Origin of the sequence: Nitrosarchaeum sp. (genome assembly GCF_025699065.1) — an archaeon.
GTDB lineage: Archaea > Thermoproteota > Nitrososphaeria > Nitrososphaerales > Nitrosopumilaceae > Nitrosarchaeum.
The window spans coordinates 106,038-123,511 of sequence record NZ_JAILWF010000004.1; the positions used below are offsets into that span (position 1 = coordinate 106,038).

Genomic DNA, 17,474 nt, shown 5'->3' on the forward strand with positions numbered 1-17,474 from the left:
AAAAAGCACTTATTGTGGATATAAATCATTATGAGCGGACAGAATGACAGAAAGTAAGATTTCAGATATTGGCATAGTGAAAGCCAAGGATGAATACACATTAAACGACAGTATTGAAGTAAATGTCAGTTTTAAAGTAGATGGGGGTATAAGAGATGCCTTCAATGAGGCAAATTGGACTAAAGCGTATAACAACAATGATGTGTCATTTAAGATGAAATATGGCATAAAACTGACTTCTGGAGGATTTAGGAAAAAGGAAGTTGGTAAAACTATTGACACTTATAGAAAGGCAGCAATATTTTGGACACGAAATCCAAAATTGGTTAATCCCCATAAAGATAGAAGAATATGGGTTCAAGTAGCCAAAAATTTTGAGCCGTTTATTCGATTATCGGAAGAGGAGGTTAGACAAGAGTTGTTTGATTTTAATGAAAAAATTGTCATTAAAGCTTCTGAATTAGGAAAAGGCAAGCATAAGATTGGTGCTGAGGTATTTGCCTCATGGCAAAAACATGACTATACAGAACCAGGAAATGTTAAAAGTAATTCTAAGGAAATTGAGATCACAATCAATTAGGGATATAAGGAACTTTTTGAGTTAATTATTATGGCAAAATACGATGGTCTGTTAGGACAACCAATACTTGAAGTCGAAGAACCAGACAAAGAAGGAGGCATCACATTTATCTTTAAAGATAACAGATTTTTGTTCATTAAAGTCGTGGACGGAAAAATAGATGCTGTATCAATTCCAGAATAGGTGAAAATGAATGGATAAATTCGAACAAATTAAAATGATTGAGTTAGTAAAGGTTGAAGATCCTGATTCAGATGGTGGGATTACTCTTGTATTTCAAGAAAATAAAATATTAAAGATAAAGATCGTAGATGGAAAATTAGTATCACAGTTTATGTGATCTATTTACTTCCTACATGTTTTTCATAAAAGGAAATAGCTAATTCCTGTACTTCAGATTGGATAGATCCTGGTCTTTCAGTTCTAATTTTTTTAATTGCATCTTTTGCAGAATAATTTTGATACTTTACCAGATAACAAGCAAGAATTGTTCCAGCTCTTCCCATTCCAGCTGCACAATGAACCATTACAGCTTGATCCTTTGAAATTTTTTTATGGATAAAATCTACTGCTGTATCAATTCTATCCATATCAGGAGCTGTAAGGTCTGGGGTGGGGACATGTAAATAACCAATATTACTTATCCATTCTTCAGGTAAAGCATTTTCAGTCATAGTTACAATTGATGTAACACCTTGTTTTAGAATCCAATCAAACTCATCAAAACTTGTTGGTATTCCTGAACCTGCAAGTTTATTTTCAATTAACCATGAGAAATTGGTTGGTTTTTTAGTAATTTTACCGTGAACTTTTCTCCAAATGTTTCCTGGTTTACTCATAAGTAATGTGTTATTTTCTATATTTTTAGGATTGCGAAAAGTGATGCACCTTATATGGGAAAATTATCTATAATTAACTAAAATGAACAAAGAGGCAATTCTTTATGAAAAATTATCTAACAAGAAAGTTCGATGTACTGCTTGTGCAAGATATTGTGAGATGAGTGAAGGTCAGATAGGATTATGTGGGATTCGTGGTAATGAAAATGGAAAATTAGATTTATTCGTATATGGTAAAGTGATAGCAGGACATGTTGATCCAATAGAAAAAAAACCGGTTATACATTATAATCCTGGATCTAAAGTGTTTTCAATTGCCACCACTGGATGCAATTGGCTTTGTAGATATTGTCAGAATTTTGATATTAGTCAGAGAAGAAAAGTGGAGGGTGTAGATATGACTCCTGAACAAGTAGTACAAACAGCATTAGATAATGGTGCAGATGGAATTGCATATACATACAATGAACCATCTATATTCATTGAATTTGCTAGAGATTGCGGAGTAATAGCGCATCAAAAAAATCTTTACAATGTATTTGTTTCAAATGGATATGATACTCCAGAATCAGTAAATATGATGGGAGAGTTTTTAGATTCTATAACAATTGATTTCAAAGGTAATGCAGAACCTAATTTTACAAAAAAAATTATTGGAGTTCCTGATCCTCAACCTATTTTTGATACATTATTAGAAATACGTGATAAGACAAATATTCATGTAGAGATTACAGATCTTATTATTCCAAAAATAGGAGATAGTTTAGAATACGCAGAAAAATTATGTAAATTTATTTATGATCAATTTGGTCCAGAGATGCCAATTCATTTTTTACGTTTTCATCCAGATTATAAAATGATGGAATTTGATTCTACTCCTGTTAAAACTTTAGAAAAACATTATGAAATTGCAAAAAAAGTTGGATTGGAGTATGTGTATATCGGAAATGTACCAGGTCATCCTTTTGAGCATACTTATTGTTCAAAATGTAACAACATTGTGGTTAAGAGATATGGTTTTGATATTGAAGGTTGGAATCTAGATGAGAAAAATAAATGCCAATTTTGTGGAAATCAAGTTCCAATTATTGGTAATTTGTCTAAAAATTATAAAAAAAATAGATTTCATTTTGTTCATTGAATAGCTATCGCTCTAACTGGAGAACCAGTTGCATCCTTTAGCTTTAATGGTAAAATTACAAAGTCAAATTGTTTTGAAGAAATTTTATTCAAATTGGATAGATTCTCAACAATTAAAATATTATTTTTTGCAAGTATTTTATGAACTTTAAAAATTTTATCTTGACCCAAGTCTATACTAGGTGAGTCAATTCCAACCAAATTGATCTTTTTTGAAACAAGATATGTAGCAGCTGATTCAGATAGACCGGGATTATTAATAAAATAATAATTGCTATTCAAGTTTTTTTGCCAATCAGTATAAAAAAATATGGATGAATTTTTTGGAATATTACCGTGTTTTCTTTCAAATAAAATTAAATCGTTTTTAGTAATGGATTGATTTTTTCCTTTTTGTATTTTAATCAAGATACCATTTCCTACTAATCTATCAAGTGGAATTTGATGTATTTTTATTCCATTTTTTACAAAATGGTATGGTGCATCAAGATGAGTTCCAGTATGAGAACTGAGAAATAATAATTCAAGATTATATTTATCATCCTTTAGTGTCGACCAAAGAATGAATTGTGGTTTTGGCGAATCTGGAAAAGTAGGAATGGATGTAGATATTGTCAATGTAAGATCTAGTGGTTTCACATCAGTAAATTACGATGGGGATTAATCAGTTTTTTAGATCTATGAAAGGTTAAATAGTGTTTTATGAAAAACTGCAATGTGCCTACTGCGTATGTTTTATTGAATTCTGACCTAGGATCTGATGAATCAATTATAGAAGATATCAAACGTATTCTTGCTACTGAAGACATCGAGTATGAAGTTCAAGGAGTTTATGGAGTATATGATATAGTCTTAAAATTATCATCTAAAGATGCCGAAAAATTACGAGGAATTATTACAAATAAAGTTAGAAAAATTGGAAAAATACAATCAACACTAACAATGATGGTAATAGAAGAGCAAGAAAAATCATAGATTTTTTATAGCATCAACAACCTCAAGTATTTCAGATTCAGTATTAAAAAAATGAGGTGATGCTCGTACGATCTTTTGTTCTAAAATTTCTCTAACAGCCAATACAATATTTTGTTTTTCTAGTTTTTCTACAATTGTTTGTGGATTTTGTCCATCAATATTAAAAGAAACAATACTTGTTCTTTCTTCAGGATTTTCTGGCCCATATAGAACAATATTTTTTACTTTAGATAGTTCTTCTCTTAAAAGATTTGAAAGGTAAAGATTCTTTTTACGAATGTTTTCCATTCCAAATTTAAGAAGATAGTTTGCAGATGACTCTAAACCAACAATTCCAACATAATTACGAAATCCTGTTTGAAATTTATCTGGCATGTCTTTGAATGCAAGATTTATTTTATCATAAATCATTGCTGATTCTCCTCCAATAGTCATTGGTTCTAGTAATTCATGTGATTTTTTGTTACAATAAAATAATCCAGTTCCCATAGGCCCACATAACCACTTTGAACCATTAAATGACATAAAATCACATTTAGTTTTTTTTACATCAAAATTACCTATACAACCAATAGTTTGTGCACTATCAATGAAAAACGAGGTATTACTTTGAAGCATATTTCCAATTTTTTCTACAGGCAATATTGATCCTGTATTGTATAATGCATGACTAATAGCTACTAAGGTTGTATCTCTATCAAGAAAGGTTTGAAATTCATCAAAATTAAAAAAACCATTTTTATCTATTGATAAATTTTTAATTTTAGTTTTTTTCTGTAATCTAAGCCAGGGATAGAAATTTGCATGATGTTCATGTGAAAATCCACGAATTATAATATTTGAATTTTTTTCAAATGAGAGTCCATTGGCAACTATGTTTATTCCATCTGTGGTACTTTGAGTCAAGATAACTTCTTCTGGTTGACTATTGATAATTTTGGCAATAATTTTTCTAACATTTTGTAATTTTTCAGCAATAAATGATTGAGAGTCTATTGAATCAGGCCCCATAGAATTGTATGAAATTTGAAAATCTTTCATGGCTTCTATGCTTTGTAAAGGCATTAAAGAAACAGAAGCATTATTTAGATAAATTTTGTCAGAATTATGAAAATCTTCTGATACATCTTTTGAAGCCAAATTCATTATTATATCTGTAATATACTAAATCGGTGTTGGATAAAAATCCTCAAGAGATTTTAGATAATGATTTAACATATGTAAAAAAGGAATTTTCAATTAAAAATCCAAACATGATTTTATGCTCTGAGCCTTTTCTGAAAGCAGAAATTTTAAATGAATTAATAGATTCTATCATTTATCCTGTAATTTTCTTAGATTTTGATTTGCTCTATAGTGGTTATGTAGTTTCAGAATTAATTAAAAAAAATGAGAGAGTAGAAATTTATCGTCCAAATAAGATTGATTTGAAAAAAATCATATCTGAAATAGCGAACAAAATATCAAGTGAAAAATTTTTGGTCATAATTGATTCACTTAATGGATTCTATAACGTATTTGATGAAAAAGAATCTGGGAGATTCATTAATGCATCATTAATGCTACTTTCATCAATTTCAAGGGAAAATGGCTCCTCTGTAATAATTACAGCAATAACACGAAAAAATGATGGTGGAGAGTGGATTCTTTCTCCAGGAGGTAGACATATTATTGATTCAAAAAAATCTGGAATGTTTCATCTCAAAAGAATTGATAAGAGTATGATAATTAGATCGTTAAATCAAATTGGAAATGCTGAAAAAATATTCAGAATTGAATTATCCAATGTTTAATACACATTGAGAGCGATCAGAATTTTAAACGGTGTTATAAAATTTGAAACGCCGTTATAGAACAGATTTTTTGGGCAAATTATATTAAGAGCAAAATCGAAAGAAATTTTGTTATGCCAGTAGGAATTATTCCAGACATCAGCGAACAAATGTGTATCGGATGCGCACTATGTGTAGAAATCTGTACAACATTAGGACCAGATGTACTTAGAGTAAAACCAGTCGAAGGCTGGAAGAGAGGAAAAGCATTTGTCTTTTACCCAGAAAGATGCATCTCCGATGGAGCATGTATCGGTGTTTGCCCAACAAAGGCAATCTTTTGGATGAGACCAATGGACTTTACCGTTGGACAACCAGTTCCACTCTACAAGAACTCAGTCTTCGTTAAAGGTTGGACCGAATTAATCGATTAGATTAGGTCATCATTTTTAATTTCTTTTTATTATTTTAGAGGTTAACAGCACCAGCTTTTTTTGTTGTAGATTCTGGCTTTTTCTTCAGCCAGAATAAAACACCTATGAATAGAATAGCAGGAATTAAAATAATAATTATCATTAATTCATAGTAAGTGTTTAGTCTTTGAGCTGGTTTTAAATGATAAATTTCATGACTAGTTTTTTCTGGATTGTCATAAACTACAGTTGTAAAGTCTACTGCCCTTATTGCTTTATTTTCAATATTTCCAGATACAGTTACACTTTCTTCAGATAATATTGAAGAAGATTGAATTCCTTCAATACGAATTATTATTGAACCTGAATCATTAAAAACAAAATTTCTGTAATCACCACCAATTTGGTTTATACCTTCATCACGAAGAATTTCTTTTCCATTTTGAAATATTATGATTGTGTATTTCATTTTTGCAAGATTAGAATTTGTTTGAGGATCATAGAACTGATATACAAATTGGATTTTTTCATGAGTTTTAATAATCGGTGGATCCCAAGTAAGATTTACTTCTATATTTTTATCTGGAGTGTATTGTAAAAGTGGAAATTTTAATTCTTTTCCAGTTGCATCGTGTGGATAATTTGGAATTGATTTTTCAACAATTACAACTCCTTCCATCCAAGGGTGAATAGTACAATAATATGAAAAAGTCCCTGATTCTTTAAAATTATACGACCATGATTCGCCTGGCATAAATCTATCGCTATTAAAATATCCATTTGGTGTTCCAAAATCATCACTCATCCAACCAAATCTTCCTGATCCTTTACCACTAGTAACTGTATGACCTTCTCGATCGTCATTATACCAGGTAATAGTGTCATCAATTTTTACAAATATTTGAGGAGGATCATATCACACTTCTGCAGGAGTGTTTAATTCTGGATTATACGCACCAAAAGGGATGTTGATTTCATATTCTTCTGCAAAGATCAGAGATGAAGAGCCCAATACCGAAATAATAGCAGCAAGTATTAGAAAATACATAATAAGAATTTAAAATTTAAATTGCATAAAAGATTATCTTGATTTTCAATAATGATATTCAGTTTTGATATTAGTAAAAAATAGTGATAATCTAAAGTGTGTTTTTAAAGTATCATAGAAATTATTCGATAATGAAACGAATAGAAGCAATTGTACAAAGTGATGTTTCTAAACAAGTAATCAAAGAAATAAGAAAAGCTGGTGTTGGTGGCGTTACACTAATTCAATCGTTAGGACAAGGAATGGGAGAGCGACCAGAAATAGGAGGACGTCAAATAGAATTTAACTCAGTAGATGTAATACTTACAATTGTTCATGATTCAGAAGTAAAATCAGTAGTTTCAGCGATTATGGATGTAGCTCACACAGGACAAAAAGGTGATGGAAAAATTTTTGTTTCAAATGTAGAAGAATCATATGATATTAGTACAAAAGAAAAATCAACTAAATTAATTTAATTTAAAAATTTTTATCTATTTTTTAGAAACACGGTATACTGGATAATCAGGTTCAGTAGAGGAAAACGTATTTTCTATTTTTTTAAATATGTAACCATCAAAATTTTTAGCGCTTTTATAGAATTCTTCACCAATTACCAAACCATTTGCGGGAGCAAGCCTATTTATTTTTGCACATCGATTTACAGTATTTCCAAAGATATCATTGATAGAAGATGTAGATGTTTTTGCAATTCTAACAATTCCATAGGTTGAACTAGTTCTATAATCAAAAATAGGTAGTTTTTGATTTTCAAGTTTTTTTACAATATCATCATGTAACTCTCCTAATGCAAGACAACAATCTAGACATTTTTTTAATGTAGATTCTTCTTCTGAATGTATAACCGGAAAATAGAATAATAATGCATCCCCAATATTTTTTATTACAATTCCACCAAAATTTCTTACAGTAGAAGCAATAGAGTTAAGAAAAATTTTATAAAATTCACTAGTTTGTGATTCAGATAAATTAAGAGTGATTTTTGTTGAATTCATAATATCAACCATACATACACAATATTGCTCACTATGATCAGAAAATTGCAATAAGATATCTTCTTGTTGTTTTATAACATCTTCTTTTTCTTTAATTTCAATTAATGATTTCTGAAGCTTTTCAGTCATTAAATCAAATGCCTGAGATAGCTCACCGATTTCATCTTTAGTTGTGATATTTGTTCGAACATTAAAGTCACCACTTGCAACTTTGTTTGCAGCATTTTTTAATTTAATTAGAGGTCGTGACATAGATTTTGAAATTAGAAATGCTACAATTGTCATTATTATAGTGATCACTAAACCAGTTTGAAAAATTCTATTTTGGAGTATTATAACAGGCTGAATTGTTTCTGATTCGTCAATTTCTGCAAGTAAAACAAATCCTAAATCATTAGCACAGTATGATGATCCATAAATATTGATTTTTCTATAATCCAAATAAATTCCTGAAAAATCTTCTGATTCCCTAAAACATTTTTGGACAGGAATAGTATCAACTTTTTGTTTAAAGATAGCGTTTTCTATGAATCTAGATTCAGATAACATCAAGAATCCGTCACTTACGATATAAACTTCGCCTGTTTTTCCTAAACCACTTGAATCAGTCAAAATATTATCTAATGATTCAGTTCTCATTCTAGAGATAACTACTCCAATTGGTTCATCATTTTTTTTATCATCTAGAGCAAAAATTGGAGAAACTATAATCATCTTTTTACCAGTTGCAGTTGGCTCAAAATCCACTATTGGTTTTTTTAATCCTTTTTGAAATAGTGGATCTTGAAGAAAATTATTATCAGTTAGTTTACCTAGTGAAAAGTAAACATTACCATTTGCACCAATAATTTTTACATCCTCAAAACCTATTGAAAACCCAACTAATGTTTGAAATGCTTGGATTTGAGTAAGGAAGTCTCTACGTTTGATTTCTCTTTCTTTCTGCAAATCATCTTCTGAGACTTGGTTTAAATCATTAACAAGAATTTTTATCATTGGGTCATTTGCTAAAATTTGATTTTGGTCAATTCGTGATTCAAAAAGAAGTCTAATAGCATTACCACGTGTAACTGATTCGCCTAATAATAGATCACTAGCTCTTTCTATTAGAATTTGTTCAGCATAGTTAAAGCTCAAATAAGCTGTAACCAAAAGTGTAATTACAGACACTATAATTACTAAAAATATCAATTTTTTATCTATACTAAAGGAAATTTGCAATCAATTTTTGTTATTTTTATACAATATCAATTCTTCGTGTATTTTCTATGATAAGAATAGCTTTACTAGGACATAACTAGTTTTCATAAAGGAATTATTCATGATTTAAGTTGGTTTCTTAATATAGATAATTTAGAAATTTATTTAATTTTTAGAAATTTTAAATTTAGAACCCCATTTACCGTTTTGATTTTTTGTTGGTTTTTTTGATAAATTATCTAACATTTCATATGTAATTGTAAATCCATTACCTACCATCGTGGCATCCTTATCATACTCATTTTTGTTAGGCACAAATTCATTCGGTAAATCCTTAATTTTTTTAGTTTTAATATCAAATAACCTAATTTCCTTACCATTTTCAAGTTTGATAAGTGCATCATTACTAAGACTTTGAATTGAAAAATTTTCAAAAAATCTTATCATTCCACCTTTTTTTAATTTAATTTTAGAATCATAAGTGATTTTACTTCCATAAAATAAAATTTCTCGTGCACTAATTTCAACATCATCTTCCAAATTAAGAACCATAATAATATCAGCTTCGAGAGAAACTGTATTAATTATATTTTCTGCAATAATTTTTCCATTTGGTGCAGATACAAAAGTCCGTTGTTCTTGAGTTTTAAAAATTCCAACTCTCCCATCTGAATCTTGAATTTTATATTTCCTACCAAAAATATTTCCAACCACGATATCACCATTATCTGCGATCACTGTAGAGCCATTTTCAATTTTGTATTTATTTTCAAGTGGGTTAATAAATTTAAAATCTCCTTTTGTCAAATGAATATTTGTTCTAAATTCTTCAGTCCAAGATGGACTTGTTATATTTCCCTGCATAATAATAGGTCCATCATAAGTTAGATTGCCTGCCATAAAATTTCCTTTGATTGACAGTATACCGTTAGCTTTTCGTTCAAGTTCAATTTCTCCAAGGGTTTTTGAACCAAATAATTTAATGCCAGTTGAATTTGTTCTATTAAGTTCTGCTGCCCACTCTTCTGCTAATTTCATTTCTTTGAATAATTCTTGGCCTAAAATTTGATTTTTTCTTCGTATATCCTCTTCTGAATCGCCAGAATAAACTCTAGAATTTCTAATTTTTTCAAGATCAGTTTCAGGATATTTTTTACCGATTTTAAGATCTTCATATGCTTGTTTGATTTTTATGAATTGATCATTTTCTCCTCCTTTATCAGAATGATAAAGCAATGCTAATCGTCGGAATGCATTACGAATTTCATGTTCGGTTGAGCCTTCAATAATTCCCAATATGTCATAGTTACTCTCCACCATTTTCTCTCAGTTTTTGGTTATTCTTTTCATATTTCCTATACTTTTAGTTTATTACGATATAAAATATTGAGAATTTTCATTAAATGAAATCTATATCATGTCTTTTAAAAACCCAGTAAAACTATCTGATGGATTAGAAACTATTAGAATTATTGCTGACGGACAATATTTTTTGATTTTCTTTGCGATATCTTTAATCATTTTAACTTGTGCATCCATCATTTCAGTTCGAGATTTTAGATAAGTTCCGTACTAGCTGTAATTATAACAACATCAGAACCAACTATTTTAGAAAAATCATCAGTTCCATGAATTGAAACACTAGAATTTTCAGGTACAGTATTTGATATATCTAGTGCCTCGCCTATGGCTTTATTCTTTGTACGATTTACTAATAATACATCATCTAATGAGGTAGATATACAAAGAAAAGCAATTACTGTTCCAACTTTACCGCTTCCTATTATAGTAATCATTGCAGATTAATCTTCTCCATTTTATAATTAGGATAAAACAAATTGTTTAAATTAATTAAAACATATAATTCAAGTTGCATATTATAATTCCAAAGCAAATTTGTACTAAAAATGATTGCATTGCAGTGCAATGCAGTCCTACTTGTTATATTAAATTGATATAATAAATAATCATGCAACAATTAATTTCAGGAAAAAAAATAGACGATGATTCAAGGAAAGATGCAATTCTTGATGTCATATCAGACAAATATTGTCGATCTATTTTAGAAAACACCATGGAAAAACCAAAATCAGCAATAGAGATAAGTGGTGAAACCAAAATCCCAATAAGTACTGTTTATAGAAGACTACAAACATTACATGATAACAAATTGCTGGGAATTTCTGGTTCAATTAGTGATGATGGTAAAAAATACTTTCTATACAAAAGTAAAGTTAAGGCCATATCTACATCATATATTGGAAATAACATCGAAGTTGAAATTGTACCTAATACTTGTTAGGTACTAGATATTTTTATTTTTATTGAAATCAAATTTGATAATCTAAGTTTAGTTTTAAATGAAAATTATAAACATAATTAATATGAAAAAAATTTATTCATCTCCTGTAATTTCTGTTAATCCAGAGTCATCAATTTTTGATGCATTATTACAAATGCAAACTAATTTTGTAAAACATATAGTAATTTCTATTAAAAATATGCCTGTTGGAATTGTAACTGAACGAGATATCAATAAATTTTTAGAAGAAAATAAAACTGCACATGCAATAAATGAAATTCCGATTAAACATGTTATGACAAAAAATGTGATTACCATATCTGAAGGAATAGAAGATTATTTTGAACAATGTGCAGCAAGAATGGAAACTTTCAAAATTGGTTCTATAGTTATTGTAAATGATAAAGGAGAATTAACTGGAATTATTTCAAGAACAGATTTAGTGAAATCATTTGCTGTTGTATTTGGTGGAAAGTATTTAGTGAAAAATTTTATGAGTAGAAATATTGTTACGTGTAGAAAAACTGATTCAATTAAATTTGCAATAAGTATAATGAATAAAAATCAAGTTTCAAGATTGATTGTAACTAATGATGATGGTTGCCCTATTGGTCTTATTAGTACTAATACATTATTAACACATAGTGATTATTTTACTAAAGGCAATACACGGTCTAGAGATTATTTGATTCCAATAAATGCAAAAAAATTAACTGTTGCGGATTTACTAACTGATGAACTTTTAACAATAAACGAAGAAGAAGATTTAGTAGTAGCGGCTAACAAAATGATAAAAAACAAAATTAGCGGGATTCCTGTTGTAGATTTTAATAATAATTTAGTAGGGATAGTTAGTAAAACTGATGTTGTAAGGGCTCTTTCTATTGTAAAACCGCATGAGAAATTAAGATTACAGTACAAGGAATTGTATTGACTTGATTTAGAAACTATACTTGCATTAAAATGTCTGAACTAAAGCGGTACATGGAATTTTTTCATCTTACCATGTACGGTGTAGGGATAATTATTTTCTAATTTTAAAAAGAGCAATTGAAGCCATGATAATTCCCAATACACTGATACTAATAGCAAGATAACTAACATTCAACTGTTGATTAGATTGTTCTAATTCAATGAATGATTTTTTTAAATTATTTACTTCTCCAAGAAGTGCTGTATGTCCATCAATTAGTTGAGTTAATGTAAGATCAGATGGTTTTGGAAATTCAATGTAAGAACGTTCATCAACTTTTGGAGGATGCATAGATAAGCTTATTGGAGTTTCTTCAATATTACCTAAAACATTTACTTGATAAAACCCAGATACTGTCGGATTAACAAATGCATAATATTTTCCAGGAATGTTATGATCAGGCGATAGAGAAAGTATTATTTTTTCTTCCTTGAATAATAATTCTAGTTTTAAAGATTTTTCCAGCCCAGATACACCATCATCAAATTTTTGTTGCTTTAATTCTAGACCAGGCTCAAGATGACTAACTAGCAATTCAATACCATTTGTTTCTCCTGAGACTACAGGCTCATTCATCCATCCAATTTCCAATCTGTATTCACCTACAGAATCAATTGTATGAGCAAAAGCAGTACTAAAAGTACCAGAAATTAGTAATATCAAAAATAGTAAATTTTTAAAATTCAATGACAAAAAAATTCATTTCTGTTTTAAAAAGGTTCTATAAATTACTGATAAGGAAATGTTATACAAAACCCTCAAAATTTAAGAACCCCTTCTTTCTCGTTGAACTATTGGCAAAATTTACTGTTATATCTGGAAGTTCATCTGAAGAATTAGCAAAAAAACTTGCAAAAAAACTAGATGCAAATTTTATAAAATCACAATTAAAGATTTTTCCCGATGGTGAAAGTAAAATTACTTTTCAAAAAAAACCTCAAAAAAATAAAATTATTGTCATACAATCAACATATCCACCTGTCGATGAGAATTTAATTCAGACACTTTCAATAATTTCAAAAGCAAAAGAATTTGCAACAGAAGTAATTGCAGTCATACCTTACATGGGTTATGCTCGTCAAGATAGAGAATTCTTACCCGGAGAAGTGATAACAATGAAAGTAATTGCAAAGTTATTCAAAAGTGTAGGAACCTCTAGAATAATTGTTGTAGATATTCATAGTATAATGGGTTTAAAATATTTTAATATAAAAACAAAAAATGTGACTGCAATTCCAGATCTAGCAAAATATTTTACAAAATTAAAATTAAAAAATCCATTAGTAGTATCTCCAGACCATGGGGGAAAAGAAAGAGCAAAAGAATTTGCAAAGTTATTGAAAACAGAATACATAATTCTTGAGAAACAAAGAGATCGTAAAACCGGAAAAGTAGAAATTAAATCTACAAATTTTAATGAGATTTTAGGTAGAGATTTGATTTTAGTTGATGATATGATTAGTACCGGAGGGAGCATTATCAAAGCTACGGAATTTCTTAAAAAGCAAAAATGTGCACGAATATTTGTAGCATGTACGCATGCATTACTTAGAAATGGTGCTGAAAAGAAAATTAAAAATGCAGGAGTAACTAAAATAATTAGTACGAATACAATTCCTGGAAAAACATCGTCAGTTGATGTTTCAGATACAATTGCAAAGGCAATAATATAATGCCTGAGAGTTTTTTTATTTTATCTAAAGATTATCTAGAAATTGCAATTGACGAAATAATTTCAATAGCAAAAACATATGATAGATTTGCCAAAGTACAAATTATATCAAATTTAGTAATAATTCAATCAAAGACAAATTGGAAGGAAATTGCAAATCGTGCAACTTTTGTAAAAATTTCGGGTCAAATACTTCGTAAAATGTCTGGTTTATTTTTAGATGAAGAAAATTTTGAAGTGTTAAAAAATGCCAAAACTTTTGTATGTAGAATTATTAATTTATCATCAAATAATTTCAACATTCCAGAATTAGAAAAGGCGATGGGAGACATGATAACTAAATTTTCAAAAGCTCAAGTTTCTCTTGAAAATCCAGATATCAGCATATATCTGATTTTTACCGATCAGGAAAATTTTTTTGGGTTTTCAAAAAGATATGAAATTAAAAGCAGACCAAAGAAAATTAAAAAACACCCACATGAATTAGACTGGAAGCTTACGAGAGCTATGATAAATTTAGCTGGATTAAAAGAGGGAGAGACTGTTTGTGATCCATTTTGTGGTACTGGAACTACATTGTTAGAAGCTGAATCGATGGGAATTCATGCAATTGGATTAGATTTTGATGAAAAAATGTGTAAAATTTCCAAAGAAAATTTAGATGCAAATCAATACAATTCAAAAATAATCAAGTCTGATTTCAGTCAATTAACTAAAATGATAAATGAATTTGATGGAATTGTTACAGATTTGCCTTATGGAACCGCTTCAAAATCATCAGAAAATCCTGAGGAATTATTGAAGAAATTTGTATCAATTTTGCCCAAGCGTAAGAAAATTGGTATTATGTGCAAGAAGGGATTTGAAAAAAAATTGAAGATAAACCCAATTAAAAAATATGAGATCTATAGGCATAAAAGCTTGACAAGAATAATTTTAATAAAATGAAACTAGTGTTTTTAGGAACTTCAGCCGCTCAGCCTACTGAAAATAGAGGGTTGTCATGTATTTGCTTAGAAAGAGAAGGTGAAATTATAATGTTTGATGCAGGAGAAGCTGCACAAATTTCTTATTTAAAATCAGGTTTAGGTTGGAATAAAAAAATGAAAATTTTTGTTACACATCTTCACGGAGATCATTGTATAGGATTGTTAGGATTACTTCAGACAATGACTATGCAACATAGAACAGAGGCCTTAGAAATTTACGGACCTAGTGGAATTGAGGAATTTATATCTGCAAATATCAAAGTTCTAAATTTCGGATTATCATTTTCTGTTATTATTACAATAGTAGAAGATGGAATAGTATTTGATTCAAAAATTTATTCAATATATGCTTGTAAAGCTAATCATTCAGTTACTACTTACTCATATCTTTTTGTAGAAAAAGATAAGCCCGGTAGATTCGATATAGAAAAAGCTAAGGCATTAGCAATTCCGGAAGGAAAGTTGTGGAATCAATTACAAAACGGAATGGAAATTAAAATTGAAGGAAGAATTATTCTTCCAGAACAGGTATTAGGAGAAAAAAGACCAGGTAAAAAAATTGGAATTTCAGGAGATACAATACCAACAAAAGAATTAGAAAAATTCTTTGAGAATTGTGATTATCTTGTATTTGATTCTACATTTTTAGATGAAACTGCAGATAAAGCTGAAGAAACATGTCATTCAACGGCAAAACAAGCAGCGATGTTAGGAAAAAATGCTAAAGTAAAAAATCTGATCTTAACACATTTTTCTGCAAGATATAAAGATGAAACTAGACATCTAGAAGAAGCAAAACAAATTCATCAGTCAGTTATTGCAGCAAAAGATTTCTTAGAAATTGAGATAAAATAATTAAATGTTTGAACTAGCCATAAAAAAGCTAAAAGAGGCTCAAAAAATCGTATTTGTTACAGGAGCAGGGATTTCTCAAGAGAGTGGAATTCCTACATTTAGAGGAAAAGATGGATTATGGAGAAATTATGATGCAATGAAATTAGCTACAATTGATGCATTTTATGAAAATCCAAAATTAGTTTGGGAATGGTATAATGAAAGAAGGAAAAATATTTTTTCTGCAAAACCAAATTTAGGACATAAAGCAATAGCAGAATTAGAGAAGTTTGTAAAAGTTATCATATTAACTCAAAATATTGATGGGTTGCATCAAAGAGCAGGAAGTACTAAAGTGTTAGAATTACATGGAAGTATTATCGAAATAAAATGTACTGTTTGTAAATTTAAAAATAAAATTTTAACCGAGTTTACAAATATTCCACCTTTATGCAAATGTGGAAATATTTTAAGACCAAATGTAGTATGGTTTGGGGAACCGCTTCCACAAGATACATGGCAAGAAGCTATGATTCATTCAAGTAATTGTGATATTATGATAATTGCAGGTACATCATTAGTGGTATCACCTGCAAATACATTACCACTTTATGCCAAACAAAATAATGCATTTCTCATAGAATTAAATCCTGAAGAAACAATGATGTCATCTGATATGGATTTATCAGTAAGAAGTACTAGTGTTATTGCACTACCCCAATTACTATCAATTTTTAAATAAATAAAATTTTTAGTAATAATTAAATTAGTTTTAAAGAATTAACCAATCCAAAATACTATCAATATTAGATGAAGTCAATATTACTTTGATTGGGCCTAATGGTGATTCATCTGGTTCTTCACAAAGAGCAACTATTCCCACTAATGCAGCCTGTTTATTGAGATAAAACCATGTTATATCACCTTCTAAATTTTTTTCAAGTTGTCGTTGATAGATTTTTTGTGATTGATTTGAATGGATAACATCATAGATCTTTTCAAGTAAATTAAGATCCTTTGAGTTTGATACAATAGAAAACTTTTCAATTTTTAGTTTTGCATTAGGAAAAACATTTAAAATTGCAGTTTCAATTTTTTTTGGATCTTCAGATGGATTTATTGAAGAAGTAATTTCAATTTTACAACTAAGACTAGGAGCTCTCATTTTATCCAACTTTCAATAATTTTGAAGGAATAGTCAATCAATTCATCTTTTGTTAAATTATTATTAGAAATTGTTTCATCAGATAATGCAATTGAATTACTAATACCAACCCCAATTTCTCGATTATCTCTTTCTTCAAAATTTTCTTTTGTTTGTGGATCATCAGATCTTCCTCGATTTTTTAAAAATCCAAATCTTGTATTAGTTGATGCATGTATAGCAAGAAGTTTAACGGTTCCATGTTTACGTAAAACTTCTATTTCAGCATTAGATCTTATACCATCAATTATTACAACTTTGGATTTTGTATTTTCAATTTGAGGTACAACTAATTCTGCAATTGCTCCTTGACCATTTTTTTCTCGAAGTTCAATCATTAATTTGCCGAGATTTGGTCCTGTTGGTTCAAGATTTCTGTTTTTAGCTTCAGTTCTTACTACATTACCCATGTTTATAACATCATAACCTTTTGATTTGAGACCATCAGCTATGGTTGATTTACCTGCTCCAGGCATACCTGTTAAACAAACAATTAGTTTTTCCAATATCAGAATGAAAAAACAGTCTGGTCTATGAA

Annotated in this window: 24 protein-coding genes and 1 pseudogene; 14 read left to right on the forward strand and 11 right to left on the reverse strand. The window is 29.2% G+C overall.

Going from position 1 to position 17,474, the window contains the following annotated elements:
* Positions 1-43 precede the first annotated feature (43 nt).
* Genes K5782_RS05980 through K5782_RS05990 form a run of 3 tightly spaced genes read left to right on the forward strand, consistent with a single transcriptional unit; the run spans position 44 to position 920 of the window.
* Positions 44-580 carry a hypothetical protein gene (locus K5782_RS05980; RefSeq protein ID WP_297464877.1) on the forward strand — a complete coding sequence of 179 codons (537 nt, stop codon included), beginning with the start codon at positions 44-46 and terminating at the stop codon, positions 578-580.
* A 30-nt stretch (positions 581-610) separates the two neighbouring features.
* Positions 611-763, forward strand: a complete 153-nt coding sequence (locus K5782_RS05985) for a hypothetical protein (protein WP_007551627.1) — start codon at positions 611-613, stop codon at positions 761-763.
* Positions 764-773: 10 nt separating this feature from the next.
* Complete coding sequence (locus K5782_RS05990; RefSeq protein WP_007551628.1) at positions 774-920, forward strand: hypothetical protein; 147 nt, start codon at positions 774-776, stop codon at positions 918-920.
* A 1-nt stretch (position 921) separates the two neighbouring features.
* Here the strand turns inward: K5782_RS05990 and K5782_RS05995 are convergent, their stop codons facing one another.
* Complete coding sequence (locus K5782_RS05995; protein WP_297464880.1) at positions 922-1,419, reverse strand: dual specificity protein phosphatase 23; 498 nt, start codon at positions 1,417-1,419, stop codon at positions 922-924.
* A gap of 82 nt (positions 1,420-1,501) precedes the next feature.
* Between K5782_RS05995 and amrS the strand changes: the two genes are divergently transcribed.
* Complete coding sequence (gene amrS, locus K5782_RS06000; RefSeq protein WP_297464882.1) at positions 1,502-2,560, forward strand: AmmeMemoRadiSam system radical SAM enzyme; 1,059 nt, start codon at positions 1,502-1,504, stop codon at positions 2,558-2,560.
* Here the strand turns inward: amrS and K5782_RS06005 are convergent.
* A complete protein-coding gene (locus K5782_RS06005) occupies positions 2,554-3,198 on the reverse strand; it encodes a cyclase family protein (protein WP_297464884.1) in 645 nt (214 codons plus the stop codon). The two genes, amrS and K5782_RS06005, sit on opposite strands and share 7 nt — an antisense overlap.
* Before the next feature lie 78 nt (positions 3,199-3,276).
* Here K5782_RS06005 and K5782_RS06010 point away from each other — a divergent pair, with 78 nt between their 5' ends.
* Positions 3,277-3,534, forward strand: a complete 258-nt coding sequence (locus K5782_RS06010) for an Lrp/AsnC ligand binding domain-containing protein (RefSeq protein ID WP_007551635.1) — start codon at positions 3,277-3,279, stop codon at positions 3,532-3,534.
* Here the strand turns inward: K5782_RS06010 and K5782_RS06015 are convergent.
* On the reverse strand, positions 3,529-4,680 hold the full coding sequence (locus K5782_RS06015) for an aminotransferase class V-fold PLP-dependent enzyme (protein ID WP_297464887.1): 1,152 nt from the start codon (positions 4,678-4,680) through the stop codon (positions 3,529-3,531). The two genes, K5782_RS06010 and K5782_RS06015, sit on opposite strands and share 6 nt — an antisense overlap.
* Positions 4,681-4,706: 26 nt before the next feature.
* Between K5782_RS06015 and K5782_RS06020 the strand changes: the two genes are divergently transcribed.
* Together K5782_RS06020 and K5782_RS06025 are read left to right on the forward strand one after the other, a co-directional pair.
* Positions 4,707-5,327 carry a hypothetical protein gene (locus tag K5782_RS06020; RefSeq protein ID WP_297464888.1) on the forward strand — a complete coding sequence of 207 codons (621 nt, stop codon included), beginning with the start codon at positions 4,707-4,709 and terminating at the stop codon, positions 5,325-5,327.
* Positions 5,328-5,440: 113 nt separating this feature from the next.
* The gene (locus K5782_RS06025; protein WP_007402606.1) at positions 5,441-5,740 is read left to right on the forward strand and encodes a 4Fe-4S binding protein; all 300 of its coding nucleotides are present in this window, start codon (positions 5,441-5,443) and stop codon (positions 5,738-5,740) included.
* Positions 5,741-5,774: 34 nt separating this feature from the next.
* On the opposite strand, the pseudogene K5782_RS06030 reads toward K5782_RS06025, so the two are convergent.
* Positions 5,775-6,767 (reverse strand): annotated as a pseudogene (locus K5782_RS06030) (plastocyanin/azurin family copper-binding protein).
* A 131-nt stretch (positions 6,768-6,898) separates the two neighbouring features.
* Here K5782_RS06030 and K5782_RS06035 point away from each other — a divergent pair.
* Complete coding sequence (locus K5782_RS06035; protein WP_297464890.1) at positions 6,899-7,225, forward strand: P-II family nitrogen regulator; 327 nt, start codon at positions 6,899-6,901, stop codon at positions 7,223-7,225.
* A 15-nt stretch (positions 7,226-7,240) separates the two neighbouring features.
* Here the strand turns inward: K5782_RS06035 and K5782_RS06040 are convergent, their stop codons facing one another.
* From K5782_RS06040 to K5782_RS06055, 4 genes are all read right to left on the reverse strand, one after another.
* A complete protein-coding gene (locus K5782_RS06040; protein ID WP_297464892.1) occupies positions 7,241-8,932 on the reverse strand; it encodes a HAMP domain-containing protein in 1,692 nt (563 codons plus the stop codon).
* 195 nt (positions 8,933-9,127) lie between these two features.
* On the reverse strand, positions 9,128-10,282 hold the full coding sequence (locus tag K5782_RS06045) for a J domain-containing protein (RefSeq protein WP_297464894.1): 1,155 nt from the start codon (positions 10,280-10,282) through the stop codon (positions 9,128-9,130).
* Positions 10,283-10,372: 90 nt separating this feature from the next.
* Positions 10,373-10,504, reverse strand: a complete 132-nt coding sequence (locus K5782_RS06050) for a hypothetical protein (RefSeq protein WP_297464896.1) — start codon at positions 10,502-10,504, stop codon at positions 10,373-10,375.
* Positions 10,505-10,518: 14 nt separating this feature from the next.
* Complete coding sequence (locus K5782_RS06055; RefSeq protein ID WP_297464898.1) at positions 10,519-10,758, reverse strand: hypothetical protein; 240 nt, start codon at positions 10,756-10,758, stop codon at positions 10,519-10,521.
* Positions 10,759-10,931: 173 nt separating this feature from the next.
* Between K5782_RS06055 and K5782_RS06060 the strand changes: the two genes are divergently transcribed.
* Both K5782_RS06060 and K5782_RS06065 read left to right on the forward strand, forming a co-directional pair.
* Positions 10,932-11,264: an ArsR family transcriptional regulator gene (locus tag K5782_RS06060; RefSeq protein WP_297464900.1), complete on the forward strand. Its 333-nt coding sequence runs from the start codon at positions 10,932-10,934 to the stop codon at positions 11,262-11,264.
* An 82-nt stretch (positions 11,265-11,346) separates the two neighbouring features.
* Positions 11,347-12,198, forward strand: coding sequence for a CBS domain-containing protein (locus tag K5782_RS06065; protein ID WP_297464903.1), 852 nt, complete (start codon positions 11,347-11,349; stop codon positions 12,196-12,198).
* A 90-nt stretch (positions 12,199-12,288) separates the two neighbouring features.
* Here K5782_RS06065 and K5782_RS06070 read toward each other — a convergent pair whose 3' ends face one another.
* A complete protein-coding gene (locus K5782_RS06070) occupies positions 12,289-12,924 on the reverse strand; it encodes a hypothetical protein (RefSeq protein WP_297464905.1) in 636 nt (211 codons plus the stop codon).
* Between the two features lie 107 nt (positions 12,925-13,031).
* Between K5782_RS06070 and K5782_RS06075 the strand changes: the two genes are divergently transcribed.
* Genes K5782_RS06075 through K5782_RS06090 form a run of 4 tightly spaced genes read left to right on the forward strand, consistent with a single transcriptional unit; the run spans position 13,032 to position 16,474 of the window.
* A complete protein-coding gene (locus K5782_RS06075; protein WP_297464907.1) occupies positions 13,032-13,910 on the forward strand; it encodes a ribose-phosphate pyrophosphokinase in 879 nt (292 codons plus the stop codon).
* The gene (locus K5782_RS06080; RefSeq protein ID WP_297464910.1) at positions 13,910-14,857 is read left to right on the forward strand and encodes a DNA methyltransferase; all 948 of its coding nucleotides are present in this window, start codon (positions 13,910-13,912) and stop codon (positions 14,855-14,857) included. The genes K5782_RS06075 and K5782_RS06080 overlap by 1 nt, the downstream gene beginning before the upstream one ends.
* Positions 14,854-15,753: a ribonuclease Z gene (rnz, locus tag K5782_RS06085; RefSeq protein WP_297464912.1), complete on the forward strand. Its 900-nt coding sequence runs from the start codon at positions 14,854-14,856 to the stop codon at positions 15,751-15,753. Before K5782_RS06080 ends, rnz begins: the two co-directional genes overlap by 4 nt.
* 4 nt (positions 15,754-15,757) lie before the next feature.
* Complete coding sequence (locus tag K5782_RS06090; RefSeq protein ID WP_297464914.1) at positions 15,758-16,474, forward strand: NAD-dependent deacylase; 717 nt, start codon at positions 15,758-15,760, stop codon at positions 16,472-16,474.
* Between the two features lie 30 nt (positions 16,475-16,504).
* Here the strand turns inward: K5782_RS06090 and K5782_RS06095 are convergent, their stop codons facing one another.
* Positions 16,505-16,897 carry an RNA-binding domain-containing protein gene (locus tag K5782_RS06095; RefSeq protein WP_297464916.1) on the reverse strand — a complete coding sequence of 131 codons (393 nt, stop codon included), beginning with the start codon at positions 16,895-16,897 and terminating at the stop codon, positions 16,505-16,507.
* Complete coding sequence (locus K5782_RS06100; RefSeq protein WP_007551659.1) at positions 16,894-17,442, reverse strand: AAA family ATPase; 549 nt, start codon at positions 17,440-17,442, stop codon at positions 16,894-16,896. The genes K5782_RS06095 and K5782_RS06100 overlap by 4 nt, the downstream gene beginning before the upstream one ends.
* Positions 17,443-17,474: the final 32 nt, after the last annotated feature.